13 protein-coding genes are annotated in these 20,752 nt (G+C 54.6%); 9 read left to right on the top strand and 4 right to left on the bottom strand.

All coding sequences use genetic code 11. The annotated features are described in order from the left end of the window. Window positions 1–158 precede the first annotated feature (158 nt). Window positions 159–449, top strand: a complete 291-nt coding sequence (locus ACR0B8_RS13810) for a hypothetical protein (RefSeq protein ID WP_226689475.1) — start codon at window positions 159–161, stop codon at window positions 447–449. 108 nt (window positions 450–557) lie between these two features. On the opposite strand, the gene ACR0B8_RS13805 is transcribed toward ACR0B8_RS13810, so the two are convergent. Beyond that, a complete protein-coding gene (locus ACR0B8_RS13805) occupies window positions 558–3,365 on the bottom strand; it encodes an autotransporter outer membrane beta-barrel domain-containing protein (protein ID WP_170361711.1) in 2,808 nt (935 codons plus the stop codon). A gap of 308 nt (window positions 3,366–3,673) precedes the next feature. Between ACR0B8_RS13805 and ACR0B8_RS13800 the strand changes: the two genes are divergently transcribed. Then, window positions 3,674–5,770, top strand: coding sequence for a tetratricopeptide repeat-containing sulfotransferase family protein (locus tag ACR0B8_RS13800; RefSeq protein ID WP_170361710.1), 2,097 nt, complete (start codon window positions 3,674–3,676; stop codon window positions 5,768–5,770). Between the two features lie 595 nt (window positions 5,771–6,365). On the opposite strand, the gene ACR0B8_RS13795 is transcribed toward ACR0B8_RS13800, so the two are convergent. Further along, window positions 6,366–7,274, bottom strand: coding sequence for a DMT family transporter (locus ACR0B8_RS13795; RefSeq protein WP_226689478.1), 909 nt, complete (start codon window positions 7,272–7,274; stop codon window positions 6,366–6,368). 308 nt (window positions 7,275–7,582) lie between these two features. Next, on the bottom strand, window positions 7,583–8,686 hold the full coding sequence (locus tag ACR0B8_RS13790) for a Hint domain-containing protein (RefSeq protein ID WP_226689479.1): 1,104 nt from the start codon (window positions 8,684–8,686) through the stop codon (window positions 7,583–7,585). Between the two features lie 434 nt (window positions 8,687–9,120). Here ACR0B8_RS13790 and ACR0B8_RS13785 point away from each other — a divergent pair, with 434 nt between their 5' ends. The 7 genes from ACR0B8_RS13785 to ACR0B8_RS13755 all read left to right on the top strand — a co-directional run bounded on the left by ACR0B8_RS13785 (window position 9,121) and on the right by ACR0B8_RS13755 (window position 18,830). Further along, window positions 9,121–10,056, top strand: coding sequence for an ABC transporter substrate-binding protein (locus ACR0B8_RS13785; RefSeq protein WP_170361707.1), 936 nt, complete (start codon window positions 9,121–9,123; stop codon window positions 10,054–10,056). A 60-nt stretch (window positions 10,057–10,116) separates the two neighbouring features. After that, window positions 10,117–11,196, top strand: a complete 1,080-nt coding sequence (locus ACR0B8_RS13780) for a quaternary amine ABC transporter ATP-binding protein (protein WP_170551862.1) — start codon at window positions 10,117–10,119, stop codon at window positions 11,194–11,196. 4 nt (window positions 11,197–11,200) lie between these two features. Then, window positions 11,201–13,264, top strand: coding sequence for an ABC transporter permease (locus ACR0B8_RS13775; protein ID WP_226689480.1), 2,064 nt, complete (start codon window positions 11,201–11,203; stop codon window positions 13,262–13,264). Between the two features lie 667 nt (window positions 13,265–13,931). After that, entirely contained in the window at window positions 13,932–15,137 is a 1,206-nt protein-coding gene (locus ACR0B8_RS13770; protein ID WP_226689481.1) for a YcaO-like family protein, read from the top strand. Continuing rightward, the gene (locus ACR0B8_RS13765; RefSeq protein ID WP_226689482.1) at window positions 15,134–16,444 is read left to right on the top strand and encodes a TfuA-like protein; all 1,311 of its coding nucleotides are present in this window, start codon (window positions 15,134–15,136) and stop codon (window positions 16,442–16,444) included. Before ACR0B8_RS13770 ends, ACR0B8_RS13765 begins: the two co-directional genes overlap by 4 nt. A gap of 44 nt (window positions 16,445–16,488) precedes the next feature. Next, window positions 16,489–17,784: a gluzincin family metallopeptidase gene (locus ACR0B8_RS13760; protein WP_226689483.1), complete on the top strand. Its 1,296-nt coding sequence runs from the start codon at window positions 16,489–16,491 to the stop codon at window positions 17,782–17,784. 152 nt (window positions 17,785–17,936) lie between these two features. Beyond that, window positions 17,937–18,830 carry a hypothetical protein gene (locus ACR0B8_RS13755; protein WP_170376830.1) on the top strand — a complete coding sequence of 298 codons (894 nt, stop codon included), beginning with the start codon at window positions 17,937–17,939 and terminating at the stop codon, window positions 18,828–18,830. 71 nt (window positions 18,831–18,901) lie between these two features. On the opposite strand, the gene ACR0B8_RS13750 is transcribed toward ACR0B8_RS13755, so the two are convergent. Then, a complete protein-coding gene (locus ACR0B8_RS13750; protein ID WP_226689484.1) occupies window positions 18,902–20,671 on the bottom strand; it encodes a tetratricopeptide repeat protein in 1,770 nt (589 codons plus the stop codon). Window positions 20,672–20,752: the final 81 nt, after the last annotated feature.

The raw sequence follows: 20,752 nt of genomic DNA, 5'->3' as shown, positions 1-20,752 counted from the left end.
ATCGGCGCAGCGAATGTTCGGTTCGAGCCCGTACTTTGCAACACAGCCTGGGAAAACGGCCCTTTACGTTCAGCGGTTCTCTGCGATTTTGACAAGCTACACAAATTAATCTGCGCTCATCTAGCGCCACACGACAGCTCTAGCGTGTCGAATGCTAAATGCTCCAAAATCGTTTTGATGAACTGATGGATTTCGTCTGCGTCCGCTATGGCTATTGTGGAGGTGTCGTTGATGGGAAACCGATGCATGTAACGCATTTCATTCATGAATATGGGAACGTAGCTGCAAGTGAATTTTCTGAATGGGTGATGTTGGCAGAAGAAATTGGTCCGGATTCGAACTTGGGATTTCGTGACAAGCATAAAAAGGACATAGAGGCTGCATTCATAAAGATCATGGGAAGCGCAGTAGTTCCTGCCAAAGAATTGAGATGGGATGCAGAAGGCTAAGTGACTTGTGTCGAAGCAGTTGAAGCGAATGATGCTCTATCCGCAATGCGTGAGTTCGACCAATTGAAATTCCGCGGCACCGTCCCGGGTGCCGCGGAGATTTTTTATTTAGAACGACCAGCGAAGTCCCGCCCGAAGGAAGGGGCCCTGGGCGTCGCTGCCGATTTCCTGTTCGGCATTCAGTTCAAGCTGAATGTCCTCAACAATATCTTGCTCGTAGCCAACCGCGACACGAGCGCCGGTGAAGTCGGTAGATGCAAAGATCAGCGACTGAGTCGATGAGAATACGGTCACATCAGCATCTGTTGTTCCCAGATCGCGCCGCAGAACACCGCTGAGCTGCCCGCTTAGGATACCGCCATTACCGAACTGCTTTTCAGCCTCTACACCCAGTTGGGCTTCGATGACTTCGGTGGTGACATCTCCGACCGTGGCGTTGGCGCTTGAGCGTGTTTCGGTGTAGCCATCGTCCTTCTGGTTGGTATAGCGCGCGTTCGCAAATCCGAGCAGCCCGAAATCACCACTGACGTCGAACCCGCGTTCGACCGCGATATGCGCTGTCAACAGCCTGCTGTCATAATCGGCATGAGCATCATCGCTGCCATTGATTTGACGGGTACGGTCTGTCGAGAGCCAACCATAGCCAAACCCAGCTTCAAGCGTATAGGCACCAATCTGTCGACCCACGGCGGCGTCAAGATAAAAGCCGGTCGTGTCAAAGTCCGCGGACTCGTTATCTCCGTCCGCCGAGAACACGCCCATGCCAACAGCCAACGCAATGCCGTTGTCCATTTGACCGGTAATCCCGGCGCTGCCGCTGAAAAGCGATACGTCCAGATCGCTGCCGGTTTCAGGGTCGAACTCTCGATACTGTGCGTCGATCATCGCAAATGGCCTGAAGCCCGCAAAGGTGAACCCCTGCGCAACTTGCTCTGACGGTGCATAGTTCAGCGCGTTGCCACTGCTGCCTACGACGCTGCCGTAAAAGGCGACGACGTCGCCTGAAACCGCAAAATCATCAGCATCTACAGCGGCATATACCGGTGCTGCTCCGCCCTCATCCTGCACGAACCAGGCAGAGCCCTCTTCGGACACGGTGGTCGTGAAAACACCCGCTCCGGGCGTGGCGTCTTCAAAATTGAACACAGCGCTGCCGCCCTGCGCGTCGAGATTTACGTTGTGCGCGTCGACTCGTATGACGCCGTCGACATCATCATTGGTGTCAGCGTTAAGCGTGCCCGAACCCGTCCCGAGATAAACGGCATAAACCTCGTCATTGCCGGAAACCCGGATGGTTCCTAGGCCGTCGATCGTGCCGTCAAAGTTGTCGAATTGGATACCGGCAGCACGTGTCCCGGCAGAACCGGTCCCATGAACAGTGATCTGTCCGGTGTTCGAGAACGATCCCTGCATGTCGTTGGCGTAGATACCGATTGCCGTTGATTGGTCCGGCGATAGTCCACCGCCATCCATCCCACCCTGGGCGGTGACCGTGATATTGCCCGAGTTCGAGATGTCTCCGGTTGCGGTTTCGTCGACGTATACGCCGTAGGCTTCGGCCTCGGTATCCCGCGAGATGGCGGTGGCCGTGATATTGCCCGAGTTTGTGATGGTACCGCTCAGATTGTCTGTCAGATAAAATCCTGCGGCAGTTGCCGAGTCTTCGGCAGCCTCGGCACGCAAGGTCATGGTCCCCGAGTTGGTGACCGTTCCCGAAACGTCATCGCCAATATACATGCCCGAAGCTGTCGCCTCGTCACCGGTATTTAGAGAAAGCGCGGTCCCGGTGATCGTACCCGAGTTGATTACGGTGCCTTCAACCAGATCTTCGAGGTAAAAGCCGCCTGCATAGGCCTCATCATCGGTATCGGCACTTGCGAATGCAGTGATCGTGCCGCTGTTGATGATGATTGCGCCTTCCAGCATATCATCATCGACGAAGATACCATATGCCGAAGCGTCGGATTCAACCGCCAAGGCAGTTACTTTGATCGTACCGCTGTTTTCAATTCGGCCGGACAGATCACTATCGACAGCAATGCCATAGGCGATCGCCTCATAGGTTGTTGGAGCAGATGCGAAAATGTCCAGAGTGCCCGTGTTCAAGATCACACCGGACGCATCGCCATCAACGAAAATCCCGAATGCAGAGGCAGTACTGTCAACGGTGGTGATGGCAACCGATTTTATGGTGCCCGAGTTCACAATCTCACCGGTCTCTAGCAGGTCATCCTCGACATAGATGCCCCAGGCATAGGCGTAATCGTCGGCGAAGGATCTGGCGCGTACATCGATTGTACCCGTGTTTCGGATGGAGCCGCCAACGTCGCCATCAACGGCGATACCGTAGATAGATGCGGTGCTTCCTGCAGAGGTGTTGATAAGCCCATCGACCCTTATCGTGCCGGTGTTCAGGATTTCGCCGGTCTCTGTAAGGTCTCCATCGACATAGATACCCCAAGCTTCGATGTCCCCATCAGTCGATTGCACATCGACCTCTATGGTGCCGTTGTTCACGATCGAACCGGCGACATCACCATTGACCTGGACTGCATAAATATCCTGAGGGTCTGAGCCCGTAATATCCAGCGATATGGAGCCGTTATTCACCAGTTCGCCGCCCTCAAGCAGGCCGCCATCCAGGCGCAGGCCCGTCGCCGTATCCGTGTCGGTGGCAGTGACCGAAATCGACCCGTTATTGGTAAACGTGCTTGAGTAATCCGTAGTGATCGTCAGGGCGGCGGCCGTCGAAGATGTAATCTCAATCGCGCCGCTTGCGGTCACTTCGTGATCCGCATCGGTTGCGAAAACCTGAGGCGTCGTCACCACATTCGAGATCGTATCCGCATGTACGTTCCCGGCAGTCAGTGCAACCATCGATACCTGTGCCAGCAACGCGGCAGGAGCCGCACTCACAATTTGGCCTTTCCACTTGAAAAGACGCCCCCCACGGAGCTTGGGGGCGTTCACCCCCGACCCATTTTTAGACATTTACTATCCCGTTAGATTTTTTTGTCTTTTTTGTCGAAGCTTGCCGCGTATTCGCGATCGGCTCCGCTTATGAACTGTTAAAAAGTCGTTAACATATATGCAATCCACCAATTTTGCATTGCATAAGATGATCTATTGCTGTTGGAAATTCGTAGGAAAACTGCAACACAATGTGGCAATTTGACGGCGCTTGGTATCAGGTTGCTATCATGCGCCAGCCCGGAGCTACTTGAATGCCAAAAAACCAGACTTTGTCTATCGGAGAGGCCTATAACCAAGGTGTTCAGGCATTTGAAACAGGGCAATTGAACAAAGCTGTCAAGGTTCTGAACCAAGTCCTCAAGGCGGCGCCCGAATATGCCCCTGCGCATCAACTGCTTGGCGTAATTGCGTTTCAAACCGGTCAGACCGGGCCTGCCGAAAATGCCATGCGCGAAGCGATCCGATTGCAGCCAGACAATGCCGGGTTCCTGTCAAATTTTACCGAGGTATTGCGCACGAACGGAAAACCTGAAGAAGCACTCAAGGTCGGTAAACGTGCGGTTCAGCTTGCTCCGGGAGTTGCAAATGCGCATTCAAACCTTGGGTTGGCCTATTATGATATGGGTGAACTGTTCGAAGCCGAAGCCTGTCAGAAAAGAGCGTTGGCCCTAAACCCCGATCTGATTGCGGCGTTGAATAATCTGGGATCGATCGCGCGCGACAACGAGGACAGAGAAGGGGCAATTTCATTCTATCGCCGGGTGCTGGACCTGCGCCCGGGCTATCTGGAGAGTGTCAACAACCTCATTTCCGTATTGATCGAAGCTGAACAGTCGGAAGAGGCCACAGAGCTGGCAGATGATTACCTTGGCAAGGGACATGTTTCCGCAGAGCTGCATCGCAATCGGGGACGGTTACACGTTTTGCAGTGCCAATGGGACGAAGCCGAACGCTGTTTTCGGAATGCAATTTCGCTGGATGAGAAGAAGCCCGAATCCTATGTCGGGCTTGCACAGGTTCTGACCGAGAAAAACCTGCATGAACTTGCCCTTGTCGAGGCTGAAAAAGCGCAGCGTTTAGACCCCAGCCACGCACCTGCGTATCACTATATCGCCGTCTGCAAATCGCACCTTGGCGACCTTGAGGCTGGTTTTGCCAACTACGAAAAGACCCTTGAACTAAAACCAGATTTTTCGGCCACGATGATCGCATTGGGGCATCTGGAGATGGAGCGCGGTAACTTTGACGCCGCCCGCAGTTGGTTCAACAATGCGGCTGAAAGGGACAAGGCGCGTCTGAATGCGCAGATCGCGTTGGTCAGGTTGGACAAGGTTGCCGAAGACAACCCTGATTTTCAGGCTCTTGTGGCCGCGTTGCCCGGGGTCGACAAGTTGCCGCCCGAACAATCGGTTTCGTATCACTACGCTTTGGGGAAATGCTATGAGGACCTCAAGCGCTACGACAGCGCTTTTGAGCATTTTGCAAAAGGGGCCGCGCTAAAGCGCAGCATTATCGATTTTGACGCGGACCAGATCGAGGAAACCGCCGACGATCTGATTTCGATGTTTACGCCAGAGCTGGTCCAAAAGCTCCGCCAAAATTCTGTAGATAGCAGCCAGCCGATCTTTGTTGTTGGTATGCCCCGATCTGGAACCACGCTGACCGAGTCGATCCTCGCCAGCCACCCCTACGTTTTTGGGGCCGGAGAGTTGAGCTATATGCACAAGCTGTTTACCGATCAGCTGCGCGGTGGAAACAAGAAGACGGGCAGTCTGATCGCCGCTCTGCCGGATCACGAGATTTCGAAACGCGCCCAACAATATATCCAGCAGCTTGACGCGCACGCGCCTGGTAAACCGTTTATCGTCGATAAGATGCCTGCGAATTTTCTGATGGTTGGTCTGATACATGCGATCATGCCCAACGCACGGATCGTGCATGTCGCGCGCAATCCAATGGATACGTGCCTGTCCTGTTTCACACGGGTTTTTCAGCGCAGCCAGTATCACAGCTATGACCAGGTCGAGCTTGGCCGGTACTTCAACGCCTATGTTCGCGTCATGCAACACTGGAATGATATCCTTCCGTCGGGCAGTTTTCACACCGTTCACTATGAAAACCTGGTCGAGAACATTGAGTTTGAAGCGCGTCGCCTGATCGCCTTTTGTGGTCTTGAATGGGATGATCGCTGTCTTGAATTTCACAAAGATGCGCGGCGAGTTCGTACCGCCAGTGTTCAGCAAGTGCGCCAGCCGCTGTACAAGTCCTCAAAGGAAAAATGGCTAAACTACAAATCTCATCTAACCCCGCTTATTGAAACTATCGGAGGAGCAAGGATTTCTTTCTGAAAGATTTTGGCTGAAACTTAAAATTGAAGGTTGCCGGTGTGAAGAAGGGCGCTGTTTTCGATCCAAAATCACCAATGTCAGCTGGTTTAGAACGCCCGGAATGTGCGTTTCGCGATTTGCTAAAGGCTCAGAACCTAACTCTGGCAATACGTAGATGAACCGATTTATTCCCGCCGCACCATCACGTGATGCATGACCAAGTTCAGCACTTCGACATCATCCTGATTAAATGTCCGATAGCGAAACCGTACCGTTCCTCGGTCGGGTTTGGAACGAGACGGCGTAAGCGCTTCGACCGTATTACGAGCGCAGAGCGTGTCGTCCGGGAAAACAGGAGCAAGCCACCGAACCTCGTCCATACCACGACCGCCCAAGTTGGTGCCGGTGAGTACACCGGTTTCACGAAATAGTCGGAAAGTGAGTGCTATTGTTTGAAAGCCACTGGGCAGTTTCCATGTTGCTTAGTGTCCTGTTGCACTGAAACTTCCCTCATTCCATGTAGAAGTTATCCATATTCGAACTTCGTGTTTCTCGCGCCTGCCATTATGCGGTGAAATTCAAAGATGCGTCTCATTCCGCTTGTCTGGGCTTGCCTTTAGCGATGCGTGAAAAAGAGTCGACCGTCGGTCACGGCAAAGCCCAAAGCAATGATGGCGAACCCAATCCACGCGCTCGGCTCCATCCTCTCACCAAGGAATGTCACGCCAAGACCGATAGCAAACGGTGGGATCAGCAGCGTCACCAAAAGAAGATTGGCCGCACCCGCACGCGCAAGAATTGCAAAGTAAAGAACATAGGCCAATGCCGTTGACAACGCGGCCATCCCAAGAAGCGCAGACCAAACGCCTAAAGACAAAGCAAAATTGGGGGCGCCATCCATCACAAGAACAATTGGGATCATAAGCACGGTGCTGCCAATCAGCATACCGAGCGCATTCACAAGCGGCGGTTGGCCTGAAAGGGCAGTTCTGCCCCAGACGCCGGCAAAAGCATAGGAAAGTGTGGCCCCAAGGATAGCCAACTGTGCCAGGTTGCTGGGATTGAACTCAGTCAACGCACTTGGCCCCATGATAAAGGCCACACCCAAAATACCTAGCGCAGCACCTGCTATCTTCTTTGGCGTCAACGGCTCATCCTTGAGAAGCAAACCAGCCACAACTGCTGCGAACATTGCCGTCGTTGCGTTTAAAATTGACGCAAGTCCACTGTCGATCTGCGTTTGCCCCCAGAAGATCAGCGAGAATGGGATGGCATTGTTGAGCGCGCCCATAACAAGATAAGCGCCCCATATCTGAGGGGTGCGTGGCACGCTCAATCCTTCGATTATGACGATCAGGGCAAGAATAGGAACCGCCCAGATCACCCTGTGCAGCGTAATTGTCAGTGGCGGCACTTCGGTCAGGGCAACCTCGCCGAAGAAAAACGAACCGCCCCAAACGGCCGCAAGCAACAGCAGCATGGCAGTGGCCTTCAAATCCATCGATGGCATGGGCTGCGGAGTCATTTGTTGCCTGTTCCTCGTTAATGCTTCTCCCAAAAAACTAGTCCGCGCGCCCCCAACACCGCGACCCGTTTCTTGCGGAAAGCTCTCTAATAATGGTCACTCGACCAACACCGCGACTGCCAAAAAGGCGATGGATCACCTTGTTGCGCATAGCCAGGCATTTGCGAGATATCGCACGTTCGCGCTCTAACTTCTCTACACGCCTAAAATTGAGAGATATTTCTGAGGTTTTAATCCTGATCCGCAAGACGCAGAGGCTTAAATTCCCCGATCCGTGCCATTCTAAAACAGGAAATTATTCCGCCGCCTCAAGCAATCTTTCTAAGGGCACCTGGATTTTCCGTTGAACGCCCCGCGGTCATCAACGACGCCTCATAAGATCTCAAAACCGGGCGCGCAGCCTCAAGACCCCGCCCTGATTGCAAATCAAGTTCCGGAAACAACGTCTGGATTTCCGAAACATCCTCTTCATCCAGCGCGGCTGTCCCCGCTTTGCCAAGAAGAAGGCTTTCTGACGCGACACCATTGGCCCAGACAATCTGGTGATCATCAAAAAGCAGATGGAAATATTCGACTTCGCCACCGATGCGCACAGATATTCCGTCACCGTCAACCAGATACTTTGCTGCTGCCAAAACCTGTGGGCTGGCAAACTGCAACTCGATGTCGGCGCCTTGTAACAGAAGGCGATGTTGCGGGCTGACCTCGAATGTGTCCTCGGCGCCCAAAACACCCGCGCGGATTCGGATGGGTGCGAATTTTCCAATAGCCGCCATCGTACGTCGACCGATCCAACGAATTGGTTGTGCGCCGCTATCCATGGTCAGCACCTGATCTCCCGCTTTCAGGGACTCGATGGGCCTGGGCCCGTCCGGGCAGGCAATCAACGCCCCCCGCACAAAACACAACGGATCGGAATCGGCCCTTTCCCCGAACAGCGAGTATCCGGTATTGAAGCCGTTCGCATAGATCGGCGAGACCAATTGAATCGACTCGATCGCGCTTGCGTCGATCGCGTCCTGATCCGCGTTATCCTGAAATTCCGGTGCCCAATAGGTGTTGCCGTTGGTATCTTGAAAAACAACAGCTGTAATACTTACGGTCGAGCCATCGGTATATGTAATGACAGCATCGAATTGCATTGCTGCATCAAACGACTGCGGTGACCCACCGTCGATGCTGAACTGATCGTTCGAGACGTTGTTGTCCAGATCATAGGCCGTAGAATCCCCGCCGCTGAAACCAGACCCTGCCTCGGCGAAAGTCTGTCTACTGTCAAACAGAGGATTTCCCGCAGACCCATAGGTGCCAAGGGACGAATTCACTGCGCCGGTTGAAAGGGTTTGGTTGCCTTCAGCCGTGTCCCAGATTTGCTGGTTGCCAAGGGAAAAGACGGTAAATGTTGTCGGCATGGAAAACTCGTAAAAAACAAAAAACGAACGTACAGCAGTCAAATAACCTTCGGCTTCTTAACAATTCAAGAATTTTTATTTGTGGATCGGGTTTGGTGGTCAAAACAAATACCGAAGCGTGTCTTATTGGTATCTGGGTCGGGCTGGTCAATCATCAGCAGAGTACAGATCTTTATCGTGTAGTGATGCGCAAAAGAACCGAACCCGTGTTGCGCATCAATTACTTACGGTGCAAATCCTTGATGGTCTGTTTTCTCATGTTAGGATCGCGTTCATGCTCAACTTGGTGCAAGTGAAGATCGCATTCGAAAGAGCTAATAAAAACACTGTTGATAGAAAGCAGTCTGTTGGGCCAAATACCTGCAACTGTACTGTTTTTCGATACAGCAAACAATAAAGGCCAAAATGGCCAGTCCACCAACGGAGGTCACACAATGACTATTTCAAACTCTCTGAAGCCTGCTTTGCTGGCTTCAGCCGCACTGCTTTTAAGCCAGGGCGCTGCTCTGGCCGATCCCATCAAGATTGCTGTCAACGAATGGACCGGTCAGCATATCTCGGCCCATTTTGCAGGGGCGCTGTTCGAACAGCTGGGCCACGAGGTCGAGTACGTGACCGCCGGTGCCGTGCCGCAGCTGGCCGCCATTGCCGAGGGCAGCCTGCATTATCAGCCGGAACTTTGGACCAACAATGTCGGCGACATCTACCCCAAGGCCGTTGAGGCCGGGGATATCATTGTCGTTGGCGGCCTGGGGCTTGAGCCGCAGGAAGGCTGGATTTATCCGCCATACATGGCCGAAAAATGCCCTGGCCTACCGGCCTATGAGGCGCTGTATGACTGCGCGCAGGCTTTTGCCGCCGCAGATACCTTCCCGGATGGTCGTCTGATCACCTACCCGGCAGACTGGGGAACCCGGTCAGCCGATCTGGTTGAGCTGATCGATCTGCCGTTCAAGCCGGTTCCGGGCGGTTCCGAAGGAGCGATGCTGGCCGAACTGAAAAGCGCCGTGGCCGCCGAGCAGCCTATCCTGATGATGATGTGGCAGCCGCACTGGGTCTTTGCCGAGACCGATGTGAACTGGGTCGAATGGGACACGCCGCATGGCACCTGCGACGAGGCCAGCCAGAAACGCGGCGAGGCGTGCGGCTTCCAGCAGGCGACTGTCGATAAGATCGTCTCGAAAGATTTCGCGTCGACCTATCCGGATGCGATGAAGATGGTTGAGCAAATGAACCTGACCAACGACGTACAGAACGTACTGATCCTGGAAGTGGATCAGAACGGGCGCGAAGTCAAAGAAGTCGTGGCCGAGTGGATGGGCGCAAACGAAGACGTGTGGCAGCCCTGGGTTGCAGCGGCAAAACAGTAACCCGTCTCTGACCATGGTGGAGCGCGACATATGCGCTCCACCCTTTGTAAGGCTGCTAAAATGACTGCATCTTCCCCAACCAGCACCCCGAAACTGTCCTGCAAACATGTTTGGAAACTTTACGGTAAAGGGGCGGATCAACATCTGCGCAACATCGGTGTGGCAGGTCAGGACCCAAGCGAGGCTAAGGCCCTGGCTCAACACATTCGCGATGACGGCGGCATTGTCGCCTCGACCGATGTCAGCTTTGATGTCATGCCGGGCGAGATTTTTGTGATCATGGGGCTTTCAGGTTCGGGTAAGTCCACCATTGTGCGCTGCCTGTCCCGTCTGGTCGAACCCACCGCCGGGGAAATATTGCTGGATGGTGAGGATCTGCTGAAGGTCTCGGCGAAGGAACTGATAGACATTCGCCGTCACAAGATGGGGATGGTGTTCCAAAGCTTTGGCCTGATGCCGCACCTGAACGTTCTGGAAAACGTGGCCTTTCCCCTGAAGTTGCAAGGGTTGGACGACAAAGAGCGTCTGGAGCGCGCCGAGCGCGTGATCTCATTGGTCGGCCTAGAAGGGCGCGAAAGCAGCTTTCCCAGCCAATTGTCGGGCGGGCAGCAACAGCGTGTCGGCATTGCACGGTCGCTGGCTGTAGAACCAGAGGTCTGGTTTCTGGACGAACCCTTCAGCGCGCTGGACCCATTGATCCGACGCCAGATGCAGGACGAGTTTCTGCGGCTACAGCAAGAGCTGCACAAGTCTATCGTCTTCATAACCCATGATTTTCTTGAAGCGCTGCGCATTGCCGATCGAATGGCAATCATGAAGGATGGCGCAGTGGTTCAGATCGGGCGCCCAGTCGATCTGATCCTGAACCCCGTCGACGATTATGTGCGTGAATTCACCAATGACGTCCCGTGGGAGCTGATCCTGACGGCGGGCGATGTGGCTTCGGACAACGTCCCGCCGAGCGGGATCAAAGAGGTTCCGGCCTCAACCAATGTGGCCGATCTGCTGCCCTATCTGGCCTCACACGACAACGGGGTGGCCGTGCGCAAGGACGACAATGCGCTGGTACACATGACCAGTCAGAACGTGATTGCCGCTTTGGCCAGCGGTGTATCAGACGCCTCAGCGGTCAAGGACTGACCTAATGGATGCAGTTTCGAACAGATCGCTGGTGGTCTGGCTTGCGGTCACAGTGCTTGTGGCCATTTGCGTCGTCTTTGCCAAAAGCCTTGGGCCACTGGTCACCTATCCTGATGCACTGGTTCTGCCGGTAACCGACCCGATGAATATCGCGATGCGGTGGTTTGTGGTGACCTTCGGCTGGTTTTTCAAAGCCATTTCTTGGCTGTTGGATTGGCCCATCCTTTTGGCCAAGACGGTTCTGCATGCGGTGCCATGGGTGGCGTGGTTTATACTGTGGGTCTATCTGGCCCTTCGTGCAGGGGGTCGGGGGCTTGCGATCTTTACTGCCGTCAGCCTTCTATACATGGTCACGTTTGGGTTCTGGACACAGTCCATGAACTCTTTCGCGCTTGTGGTTGTTTCGATTCCAATGGCGGTGGCACTGGGCTTTGCGCTGGGAACCTGGGGGTTTCTGTCTGACCGAGCCTATCGGATCATCATGCCAGTCCTGGATCTGATGCAAACCGTTCCGGCCTTTGCCTATCTGCTGCCGATCCTGCTGTTGTTCGGATTTGGCACTACGGTCGGTTTGGTCGCTTCCATCCTGTTCGCCTTTCCTCCAATGGTGCGCAATACCATCGTTGGCCTGCGCGGTGTTCCGGACGAAGTGATCGAGTCCGGCCTGATGAGCGGTGCCACCCCATCCCAGCTTTTCTGGCGCGTGCGGGTTCCAACGGCGCAGCGGCAAGTCCTGCTGGGGGTGAACCAAACAACGATGGCATCCTTGTCCATGGTGATCATTGCATCGATCATCGGCGGCACCAACGATATCGGCTGGGAGGTGCTATCGACCATGCGCAAAGCGCAGTTCGGTGAAAGCCTATTGGCAGGGATCGTGATCGCGTTGATGGCCATGGTGCTGGATCGGATCACCTGGGGGTTCGCGGTGCAGTCCAGTTCAGCTAAACGCGGGGCCAAGGGCTGGATCATCTGCGCAGCGCTGTTTGTCGTTGCTTGGGCGCTGGCCATGGTTTTCCCACCCCTCAAAGACTGGCCCGAAGCGTGGGTGCTAAACCCCGCCCCGGCTATGAACGCGGGGCTTGAGTGGATCTTTGTCGAATTCCGCACCACGCTTGAAGCAATCAAACGTGTCGCGCTGTTCTACCTGATGCTGCCAATCAAGATCGGGCTGTCTCAGGCCGTCAGCCCGTTTACCTGGGGTTTTGCCATGACACCCGCCGTGACCACGGGGTATGCACTGATCGTCGCGGCAATAGCAGGGTATTTCGCGTTCAAAGGCAAGCAGTTGCAGGCTCTTTGGGTGATCCTATTCGGGCTGGTCCTGTATTCCGGCCTGACCGGGCTGGCTTGGATTGCGCTTTGCGCCGTTATCTTGGCCCTGGCCTGGCAGGCCGGAGGGAAGAACCTTGCACTCTGGGCGCTGGCCGGGGTCGCTTTTTTGCTTCTGACCGGAATTTGGGAACCGTCAGTCATTTCCTTGTACCTCTGCGGCGTGGGCGTTCTGTTGTCATTTCTGTTCGGCAGCGTCATCGGCATCTGGGCGTCCGAGAATGACACTGTGTCCCGCATAGTAAGGCCCGTCATCGACACGTTGCAGACCATGCCGCTATTCGTGATCCTCATCCCCTTTGTGATGGTGTTCAAGATTGGTGAATTCACGGCTCTTCTGGCCATTATCGTCTATGCGATTGTTCCGGCGATCCGATACACCGAACATGGGCTACGCAACCTGCCGCATGACGTGATCGAGGCGGCAACAGCCATCGGAACGACGCCCCGGCAGTTGCTGTGGCAGGTGAAATTGCCACTTGCGGTGCCATCAATCATGCTGGGCCTAAACCAGACAATCATGTTCGGGATTTCAATGTTGGTTATCACTGCACTGGTTGGAACCGACGATCTGGGCCAGCAGATTTATATCGGCCTCGGAGATGGCGATTTCGGGGTCGGGATGACTGCCGGGATAGGCATGGCCATCATCGCAATGATCGCCGACCGCATCACGCAGGGGTTCAGCCAACAGATTCAAGCACGTCTGGGCGTGAAACTGGAAAACGCACTTTAGATATAAAGACTTGCACCAAACATTGCGCGGAAACTGCAAAAGTTTCACCAGCAGCGGTTAGTAGTATTCCGGTTGCAACACAATTTCGCGTAATCGGCGTTATGGTAAATTATTAACCGCCAGCCCCTTTATTAAACACTCGATTCGATCGAAAGAACTGGCAAGGAACAAGCATTTCAAACTACAAGTTGGATTCCATGCCTTCTCAACGCCGAAGCAATTCGGCAGCGACAAAGCTAATTCCCCGGATGTTGGAAGCTATTGGCTATCCGCAACAGATTTGGATCGATGAACGTGTATCTAAATCCGCCGGAATCAAAGCTGTTAACATGATACTCAATGGCTTCGGCGAACATACCAACGGCCAGACTTCAACTCTTTCCATTACGCAACCACCTTCCTTAAAGGAATCGAAGCGGCCGAGATGATCCGCTAAGGACACCGCACGCCCGGAATCTGCCCTTTAATACAAATCGCGGAATTGGCTACCGAAGTTCGATCCGATTGCAGAGATGACCTGGCCCATGCAAAACTTAGCCCCAGATCACAGCACGTCCGAGGGCCGCAGCGGTTGACCGACAGGGTATGATCTATCATCCTGCCCCGTAACAGACTGGCCCGGCGCAGTTAATTTCACGTTGAGGCAATTTCAAGCAAGGCTCATAGCATGCCCGATGGATCGCAGAAGCAATATGTGCTGGACACGCATCGGCTGCGCGACCCCGAGCACACCTTGCAAATCGTCAAACCATTTCTAAAAGGCATGGGCATCACCCGGATCGCAAACCTGACCGGTCTGGACAGGATCGGATTGCCCACTGTGATGGTCGCCCGACCCAATTCCCGGTCGGTTGCTGTGTCACTGGGAAAAGGGTTGTCACTGCGCGCAGCCGAAGCATCAGGCGTCATGGAGGCGATTGAATCCTGGCATGCTGAACGGGTGCATTTGCCTCAGCGTCTGGCCAGATATGCCGAATTGGTCCAGAACGCGACCGTTGTTGAAGTGGCGGAACTGCCGCGCGTGACCGGCGGGCATTTCGACCCGCATGCCAACATGCTGTGGGTTTTGGGTCGTGATCTGGGCACGGACAACGCGTGCTGGGTTCCACTTGAGATGGTCGATACCGACTATACCACCGCGCCGGTTGGCGGTCTGGCTGCCTTTCCTCGCACGACCAACGGTCTAGCGTCGGGAAACAACGTGGCCGAGGCCAGCTGTCACGCCATCTGCGAGTTGATCGAACGGGACGCCACAACATTGTGGCATTACCGTGCGAGCGCCCCCCGCCTTGATACAGACACTGTGGATGACCCGCGCTGTAGTCAGGCCATCGAAATGATTGCCACAGCCGGGCTTGAGATCGGGTTGTGGAACACGACTTCAGATATAGGAATTGCCAGTTTCCGCTGTGTGATTTGCGAAGGCGGCGGACAGCCCGGCCATATCGGTATTGGTGATGGTTGCCACCCAGACCGTGCGATCGCATTGCTGCGGGCCCTGACCGAGGCGGCACAGACGCGACTTACCTATATCTCTGGCGCGCGGGATGATCTGGATCCAGAGGAATTCACCGATCAGGCCAAGATGGATCGGGGGCGCTATGTGCGTGACCTAATTGATAGTACCGCAGCGGATCAAAGATTTGACGATTGTCCGTCTCATGTGACCGGGTCCTTTGACGAAGACCTGGAATTGCTGCTGCAACGGCTTGCCGCCGTGGGCATTTCACAGGTGGTGACGGTTGATCTGTCGCGGCCTGAAATTGATATCGCCGTGATCCGGGCTGTGATCCCCGGGCTGGAGGCTCCGCATGACGATCCAGATTACGTGCCCGGCCCCCGGGCACAGTGCATAGTGGATGGTTTGGCATGACGGCAGTTGTTTTTGTGGGACCTACCCTGACGTCTGACGCAGTGGCCGAACATCTGGATGCGACCATTCTGCCACCCGTTCGACAAGGCGACGTCTATCGCGTCGCGCGCGAAAAACCGACCGCAATTGGTATCATAGACGGATTTTTCGAAGGGGTTCCATCGGTATGGCACAAGGAAATCTTATGGGCGATCGAACAGGGTATTCCGGTCTTTGGCAGCGCCAGCATGGGCGCGTTGCGCGCGGCCGAGCTGGCTGATTTCGGAATGATCGGGGTTGGTCAGATCTTTCAGGACTATTACACCGATGTCCTGCAGGATGACGATGAGGTTGCCGTGCTACACAGCCCGGCCGAACTGGGGTTCCAACCTCTCAGCGAGCCGATGGTGTCGATCCGCGCAACTGTGGAGCAAGCGCAGGCTGCGGGTGTCCTGCCTACGGACACGGCGTCTGAGATGCTACATCTCGCCAAGGTCATGCACTATCGCCAGCGAATTTGGGCGGATATTATCTCTGCCGTGCAGGACTTGCCAGGAGTGGACGGTTTCGCGGATTGGCTGCCGACGGGTCGGGTCGACGCCAAGGCGGTTGACGCATGCGCCATGCTGACCCGCATGTCGGACCACTTGAATGGTACACCTTTGCCCGCGACCGAGGTGACGCGTACCGAACCAACCCTGATGTGGAAAGCCTTATGCGCAAGGGTGGATGGCGGTGAGCCGAAAGCTGATCGCGCCATTGTCGACGAATTGCGTCTGAACCCTGACTTATACGCGCAATTGAAAGATCGCGCCGCGTTGGCGCTGCTGTCGCGCGAAGATGCCTCTAGACGGGATCGTACCCCTACACGCGCTGATCTGGTCCGGAAGATGGACGATCATAGGGCGGCAACAGGCTTGTCACGGCGGTCTGACCTGATGGCGTGGATTGAGGCGAACGATCTGAACCCCGAAAGCTATGAGGCTATGCTGGCAGACGCTGCGCGGATCGACGCCACCGTTGCATCCCGCGCGAGCTATTTGGACACACAACTGCTGTCAGAATTGCGTCGCACGGGTCAATACACCCAGTTGCGGGATCGGGCCGCCAGCAAGGGACAGAACGCCATTCCGGCGGGCTCATCCGGAGTGGATCGATTGCGGGTGCTAATGTGGTATTTTGAATCTCGTCTTGACCAAGAGGTGCCTGATGATCTTGACTCCTACGCAGTGGCGCTTGGTCTGGCCGGGCGCGACGCGTTTTATGACCTGATAGAAGCCGAGTTTTTATACTGCCATAGAAGTGCCGACACCGGAGCCGCCGAATAGCAGGCCACCGGAATTTACCGGGCACAACACGGGAGGGCATTTTTGTGAACTACCCCGAACAGATCGAAGACGAAGAACCCGGCACCCGATTCCTGCTGTACCCACAGTCGCCCTTTCTTGAGCCTGACGCCCCGCTGGAACTGGTCGAAATCTCTGCCCCTCAGGGTAGTGTTGGCCCGGGACCGTCTGGGCCGCGCATGTACACGGTAAACCCGGTGGGCAAAACCACGCCTTATGGGGCGATTGTACCGGGGCCGAACGGGCCCGGCATGTACCTGCCCCCTTGGGATGGCTATATCCAACCGCCCGCCATGCCGGATGAATTCGGAAATTTCATCCATATCGATCCTACCGACCCCTCCTTCGAAGCAGCGCATCTTTATGGTTCGGCCCATTTCACCATGGATGTTTGGCAGGGGTATTTCGACCGTCCGATCCCATGGCACTTTGCCCGCGACTTCGACCGTCTGGAACTGTCACTTCTGCCCAGCCTCGACAATGCGCATATCGGTTGGGGTTTTCTGGAAACTGGCGGCACCCATGAACACGGAGATGAATACCGTCCCTACAGCCTGAATTTCGACGTGGTCGCGCATGAAATCGGCCATGCCATTATCTATAGTGTGATCGGGATGCCGTCGGATGGAGATGCTTCAGGCGAGTATTACGGGTTTCATGAATCTGCCGCCGATCTGGTGGCCTTGTTGGCGTCACTGCATTTCGGTTCGGTGGTGGACACGTTACTCGAAAACACCCGGGGTAATCTCTATACTTTCAACCGTCTCAGCCGATTTGCAGAACTGTCGGACAACGCACAAATCCGGATCGCCGCCAATGACCGCTCTTTGTCGGAATTCGCTGCCGGTTGGTCCAGCGAGCATGCCCTGTCGGAACCCCTGACCGGCGCGATGTTTGATGTCTTTGTCGATATTTACCATGAGAGGTTGCTGGTACACGGCCTGATCTCAGCCGAAGAGGAAAACCTGTCAGATCAACTGGAAGGCACACCCGAGTACAGCCGGGTGATGCAGGGAATTTTTGACAAACGATACGCCCAAAACCCCGAAGGGTTCCGCATCGCCCTGATTGAGGCGCGCGATTATCTGGGCACCTATCTGGCTGACGCGTGGGAGCGACTGGACGCGGATATGCTAAGCTATTTCGGTGTCGAAAAGGCTTTGCTGGCCGTGGATCAAGAGATTACTGGCGGCGCCTTTCGCCGCATCATCGAGGGTAATTTCCGCATGCGTGATATCGGCCTGACAACGGCCGGTCCTCGCGTGCCGGACCCTGAGGGAGACAGCCATTCGCATTCGGTTCGCACGCAGATGCCGGGATAACGTCTAAAATCCTTTATTTTTAAATGGTTTTATGGCATTCAATCTTGGGGTGATTATTGGAATGTATTTGCTCGAATTATTTGTTCGAGTTCAATTTAAGGGGGGAGATGAGGGTTCAGACTCCGTCGATCCCATAGTTGGGAGAAAATGAGATGTCCGAATCTTTGCTCAGTTTTTCAGAAGTGTTGTTGTTTGGCCGTTTGTTGAATGATCTGAAGGTCGCAGCTTCGAAGAATGTGACGCCGGCTAAAACCGTAAAGCTTGTTGCGAAGAAAAAGGTCAAAGTGAACAAGACTTTGTCCGTCGCGGATGACACTATCGACGGTGAAGAAGTTGCAAATAACGACAAGGTTCTGATTACCGGAAATCGCCCCAAAAAGAACGGTATCTACACGGTTAAAGTAACGAGCCCTAACTATACACTAGAGAGTCAGACACGGGTGAAAGAGGGCGCTCTTGTTAAGGTCACCGATGGGGATAAATACGCAGACAGCTATTGGGAACAGACTTTGCCCACGCCGACTGGCTTCAATAAGCAAGAGTTTGTATTCCGTAAGGAACTTTCAGAAAAACTTGGAGCCAATCAGCAGCTCAAAGATCAATATGGCGATGACGCCAGATTGGCGCGTATCTATGGGTTCTCTTACGAGGGCACCTATTATGAGTTGCCGGAGCCCACTATTTTCCTGGTTCACGGTAAAGGTGAAAGCCCAACTGAAGGTAACAAACCCGGTAACCTTGCGTCCAGAGCCCCGAGTGATCCAACCCTCTCTGGCGTTGCCTCAGCTGATTATCAGATCGCCAATGACATTAAGGTTTGGGACTATGACAAGGCCGATTACACCGTCCGGATGGATGTAATGACTGGTCAGTTTGAACAGGTTCTGCTGGACATCTATTTCGGCTTCGACAGCCCAGCAATCAGCGGCGCACGCGTAAGTGGTGCTAGGGTTAGCGGCGCACGCGTGAGCGGAGCCAGAGTCAGCGGCGCACGCGTGAGTGGTGCCAGAGTCAGTGGCGCACGTGCACGGGGTTCAGAAGACTGACGCGGAATCGAACCCAAGGTTCACATCACTAAAGATTGCGACAGGTCCTGGTTCAACAGGGCCTGTCTTCTTTAGAAACCTGCCTTTTTCAAGCCCCCAACAAAATGTTGCGTGTCTTCTTCCAACTTGTCCGGCTGCACTGTTTCCCAACGTGCCAGTGAAAAATTAGGATGCGCGACACGGTGCTTATCCGCGATCTGACGCGCAATGTCGGTTTCACCTAGTTGTGCATAGCTTGCTGCCAGCAAACGTTGCCCTTCTGTAGGGTTGTTCATCTTGTTTACGGCGTCGATGGCGTCTTGATACTGCCTGAGATTGAAATATGCCCCACCCAGATGCCATAAGTATTGGTCCGGGAAGTATGGATTCAACCGCATCGCCTGCTGCAGATGAGTGATTGCCGTTTCGTTGTCACCGTAGTGAGCCAGCGCGTCGGCATAGTCTGAATGCATATCGGCGTCGTTGGGATTCAATGCCAACGCCCGCCTATACGACTGTAGGGCCGCGTCATGTTCCTTGCGGTATAAGTGGACATACCCCAATTCACCAAAACCGCGCGCGTCCGTGGGATCCAGTTCAATCGCCCGCTGTGCGAAAGTCAGCGCCTGATCCAGTGCTTGCGTAGGATCTTCGGACCAGGAATAGCGCCAGTCGATATTCAGCGTTCGTGACAGGGCAGCCGCAGCGCGTGCATAACCCCCATCCCGGTCAAGCGCACTCTGATAGAAGTTTTGCGCCTTCCGGTTGTCATTCCTGGTGTATTTGAAGATGTGATACTGGCCCTGCAAAACAGAGCCATAAGCCTCGAGGTCGGATGGGACCGACTGGATCATCCGCTGCTTTTCATGCGACTCGATCATCACCGCGGTTGCGGCCACGATGCACTCGGTCACCTCATCCAGAATGTCGAAAATATCGTCGATATTACGATCAAACCGCTCACCCCAGATGGTGCGTTCGGTTGAGGCATCGATCAGTTCCGCCGTGATCCGAATGCGGCTGGCCGAGCGACGCACGCTGCCTCGCGCGATATACCGCACGTTGAGCTTTTGCGCGGCCTCTTTCGGTGGCATCCCCTGCGTCTTGAAGAAAAAGGACGAGTTCCGCGCGATTACGAACAGATTACGGAACTTGGACAGGTTCATGATGATGTCGTCGGTCAACCCTTCCGCAATCCAGCTGTCAGATTCGTCCCCGCCATTACTGCTGAAGGGCAGAACCGCCACCGAGGGTGTATCGGGACGTTCCAGAATATTTCCTGGCATATCCGGCCGCATCGTTCCAGCCATTGTGGCGCCAGCGACTTCGCTGCGGACACAATAGGTCGAGACAGGCGCAAGGATGTTCTTCAGGTGTTGCGGACCGAGAAATTCATAGCCATAGCGCAGCCGGTTACAGACCTGGTCATAAACGGCGGAACTGACGTAAACCCTTTCTGGTTCAGCAATTTCCTGAAGACGCGCCGCGATATTCACATTGTCGCCATGAATGCCGCGATCGTCGATCAGGATTTCGCCCAGATGGACGCCCGCGCGAAAGTTGATTCGTTGATTTTCGGCGCGATCCTGATTGTGCTGGCTGGCAATGCGGTGCAGTTCGACGCCGAACTCCACGGCACTGGTGGCAGTTTCGAACAAAGCCAGAATACCATCACCGCGCACCTCGACCACCCGGCCCTGAAAACGGGCGCAGGTCTCTTCAAGGTGAGAAATCAACGATTTCAATGCGTTATAGGTGTCCAGCTCGTTCTCACTCATCAGGCGGGAATACCCGACGACATCGGCAAACAAGACTGCACCCAGCTTCTGCGTTATGGAAGAGTTTGGACTCTTGGTGTTCACATTCATAACTCGTATTAGGGGCTGCGTTCGAACCCTATGGTCACCTTATAGCAAAATGTGCCTCTGCGCTTGCAGAGCAAT

It is taken from the genome of Ruegeria sp. BH6 (genome assembly GCF_056538105.1).
Note: the sequence above shows the minus strand (reverse complement) of the source record. Positions and strands in the feature narration are given on the sequence as shown.

Coding starts and splice junctions, on each gene's coding strand:
- ACR0B8_RS13780 (WP_170551862.1), top strand. CDS start 10,117: ATGACTGCATCTTCCCCAACCAGCACCCCGAAACTGTCCTGCAAACAT.
- ACR0B8_RS13810 (WP_226689475.1), top strand. CDS start 159: ATGCTCCAAAATCGTTTTGATGAACTGATGGATTTCGTCTGCGTCCGC.
- ACR0B8_RS13790 (WP_226689479.1), bottom strand. CDS start 8,686: ATGCCGACAACATTTACCGTCTTTTCCCTTGGCAACCAGCAAATCTGG.
- ACR0B8_RS13755 (WP_170376830.1), top strand. CDS start 17,937: ATGTCCGAATCTTTGCTCAGTTTTTCAGAAGTGTTGTTGTTTGGCCGT.
- ACR0B8_RS13800 (WP_170361710.1), top strand. CDS start 3,674: ATGCCAAAAAACCAGACTTTGTCTATCGGAGAGGCCTATAACCAAGGT.
- ACR0B8_RS13795 (WP_226689478.1), bottom strand. CDS start 7,274: ATGACTCCGCAGCCCATGCCATCGATGGATTTGAAGGCCACTGCCATG.
- ACR0B8_RS13770 (WP_226689481.1), top strand. CDS start 13,932: ATGCCCGATGGATCGCAGAAGCAATATGTGCTGGACACGCATCGGCTG.
- ACR0B8_RS13765 (WP_226689482.1), top strand. CDS start 15,134: ATGACGGCAGTTGTTTTTGTGGGACCTACCCTGACGTCTGACGCAGTG.
- ACR0B8_RS13785 (WP_170361707.1), top strand. CDS start 9,121: ATGACTATTTCAAACTCTCTGAAGCCTGCTTTGCTGGCTTCAGCCGCA.
- ACR0B8_RS13775 (WP_226689480.1), top strand. CDS start 11,201: ATGGATGCAGTTTCGAACAGATCGCTGGTGGTCTGGCTTGCGGTCACA.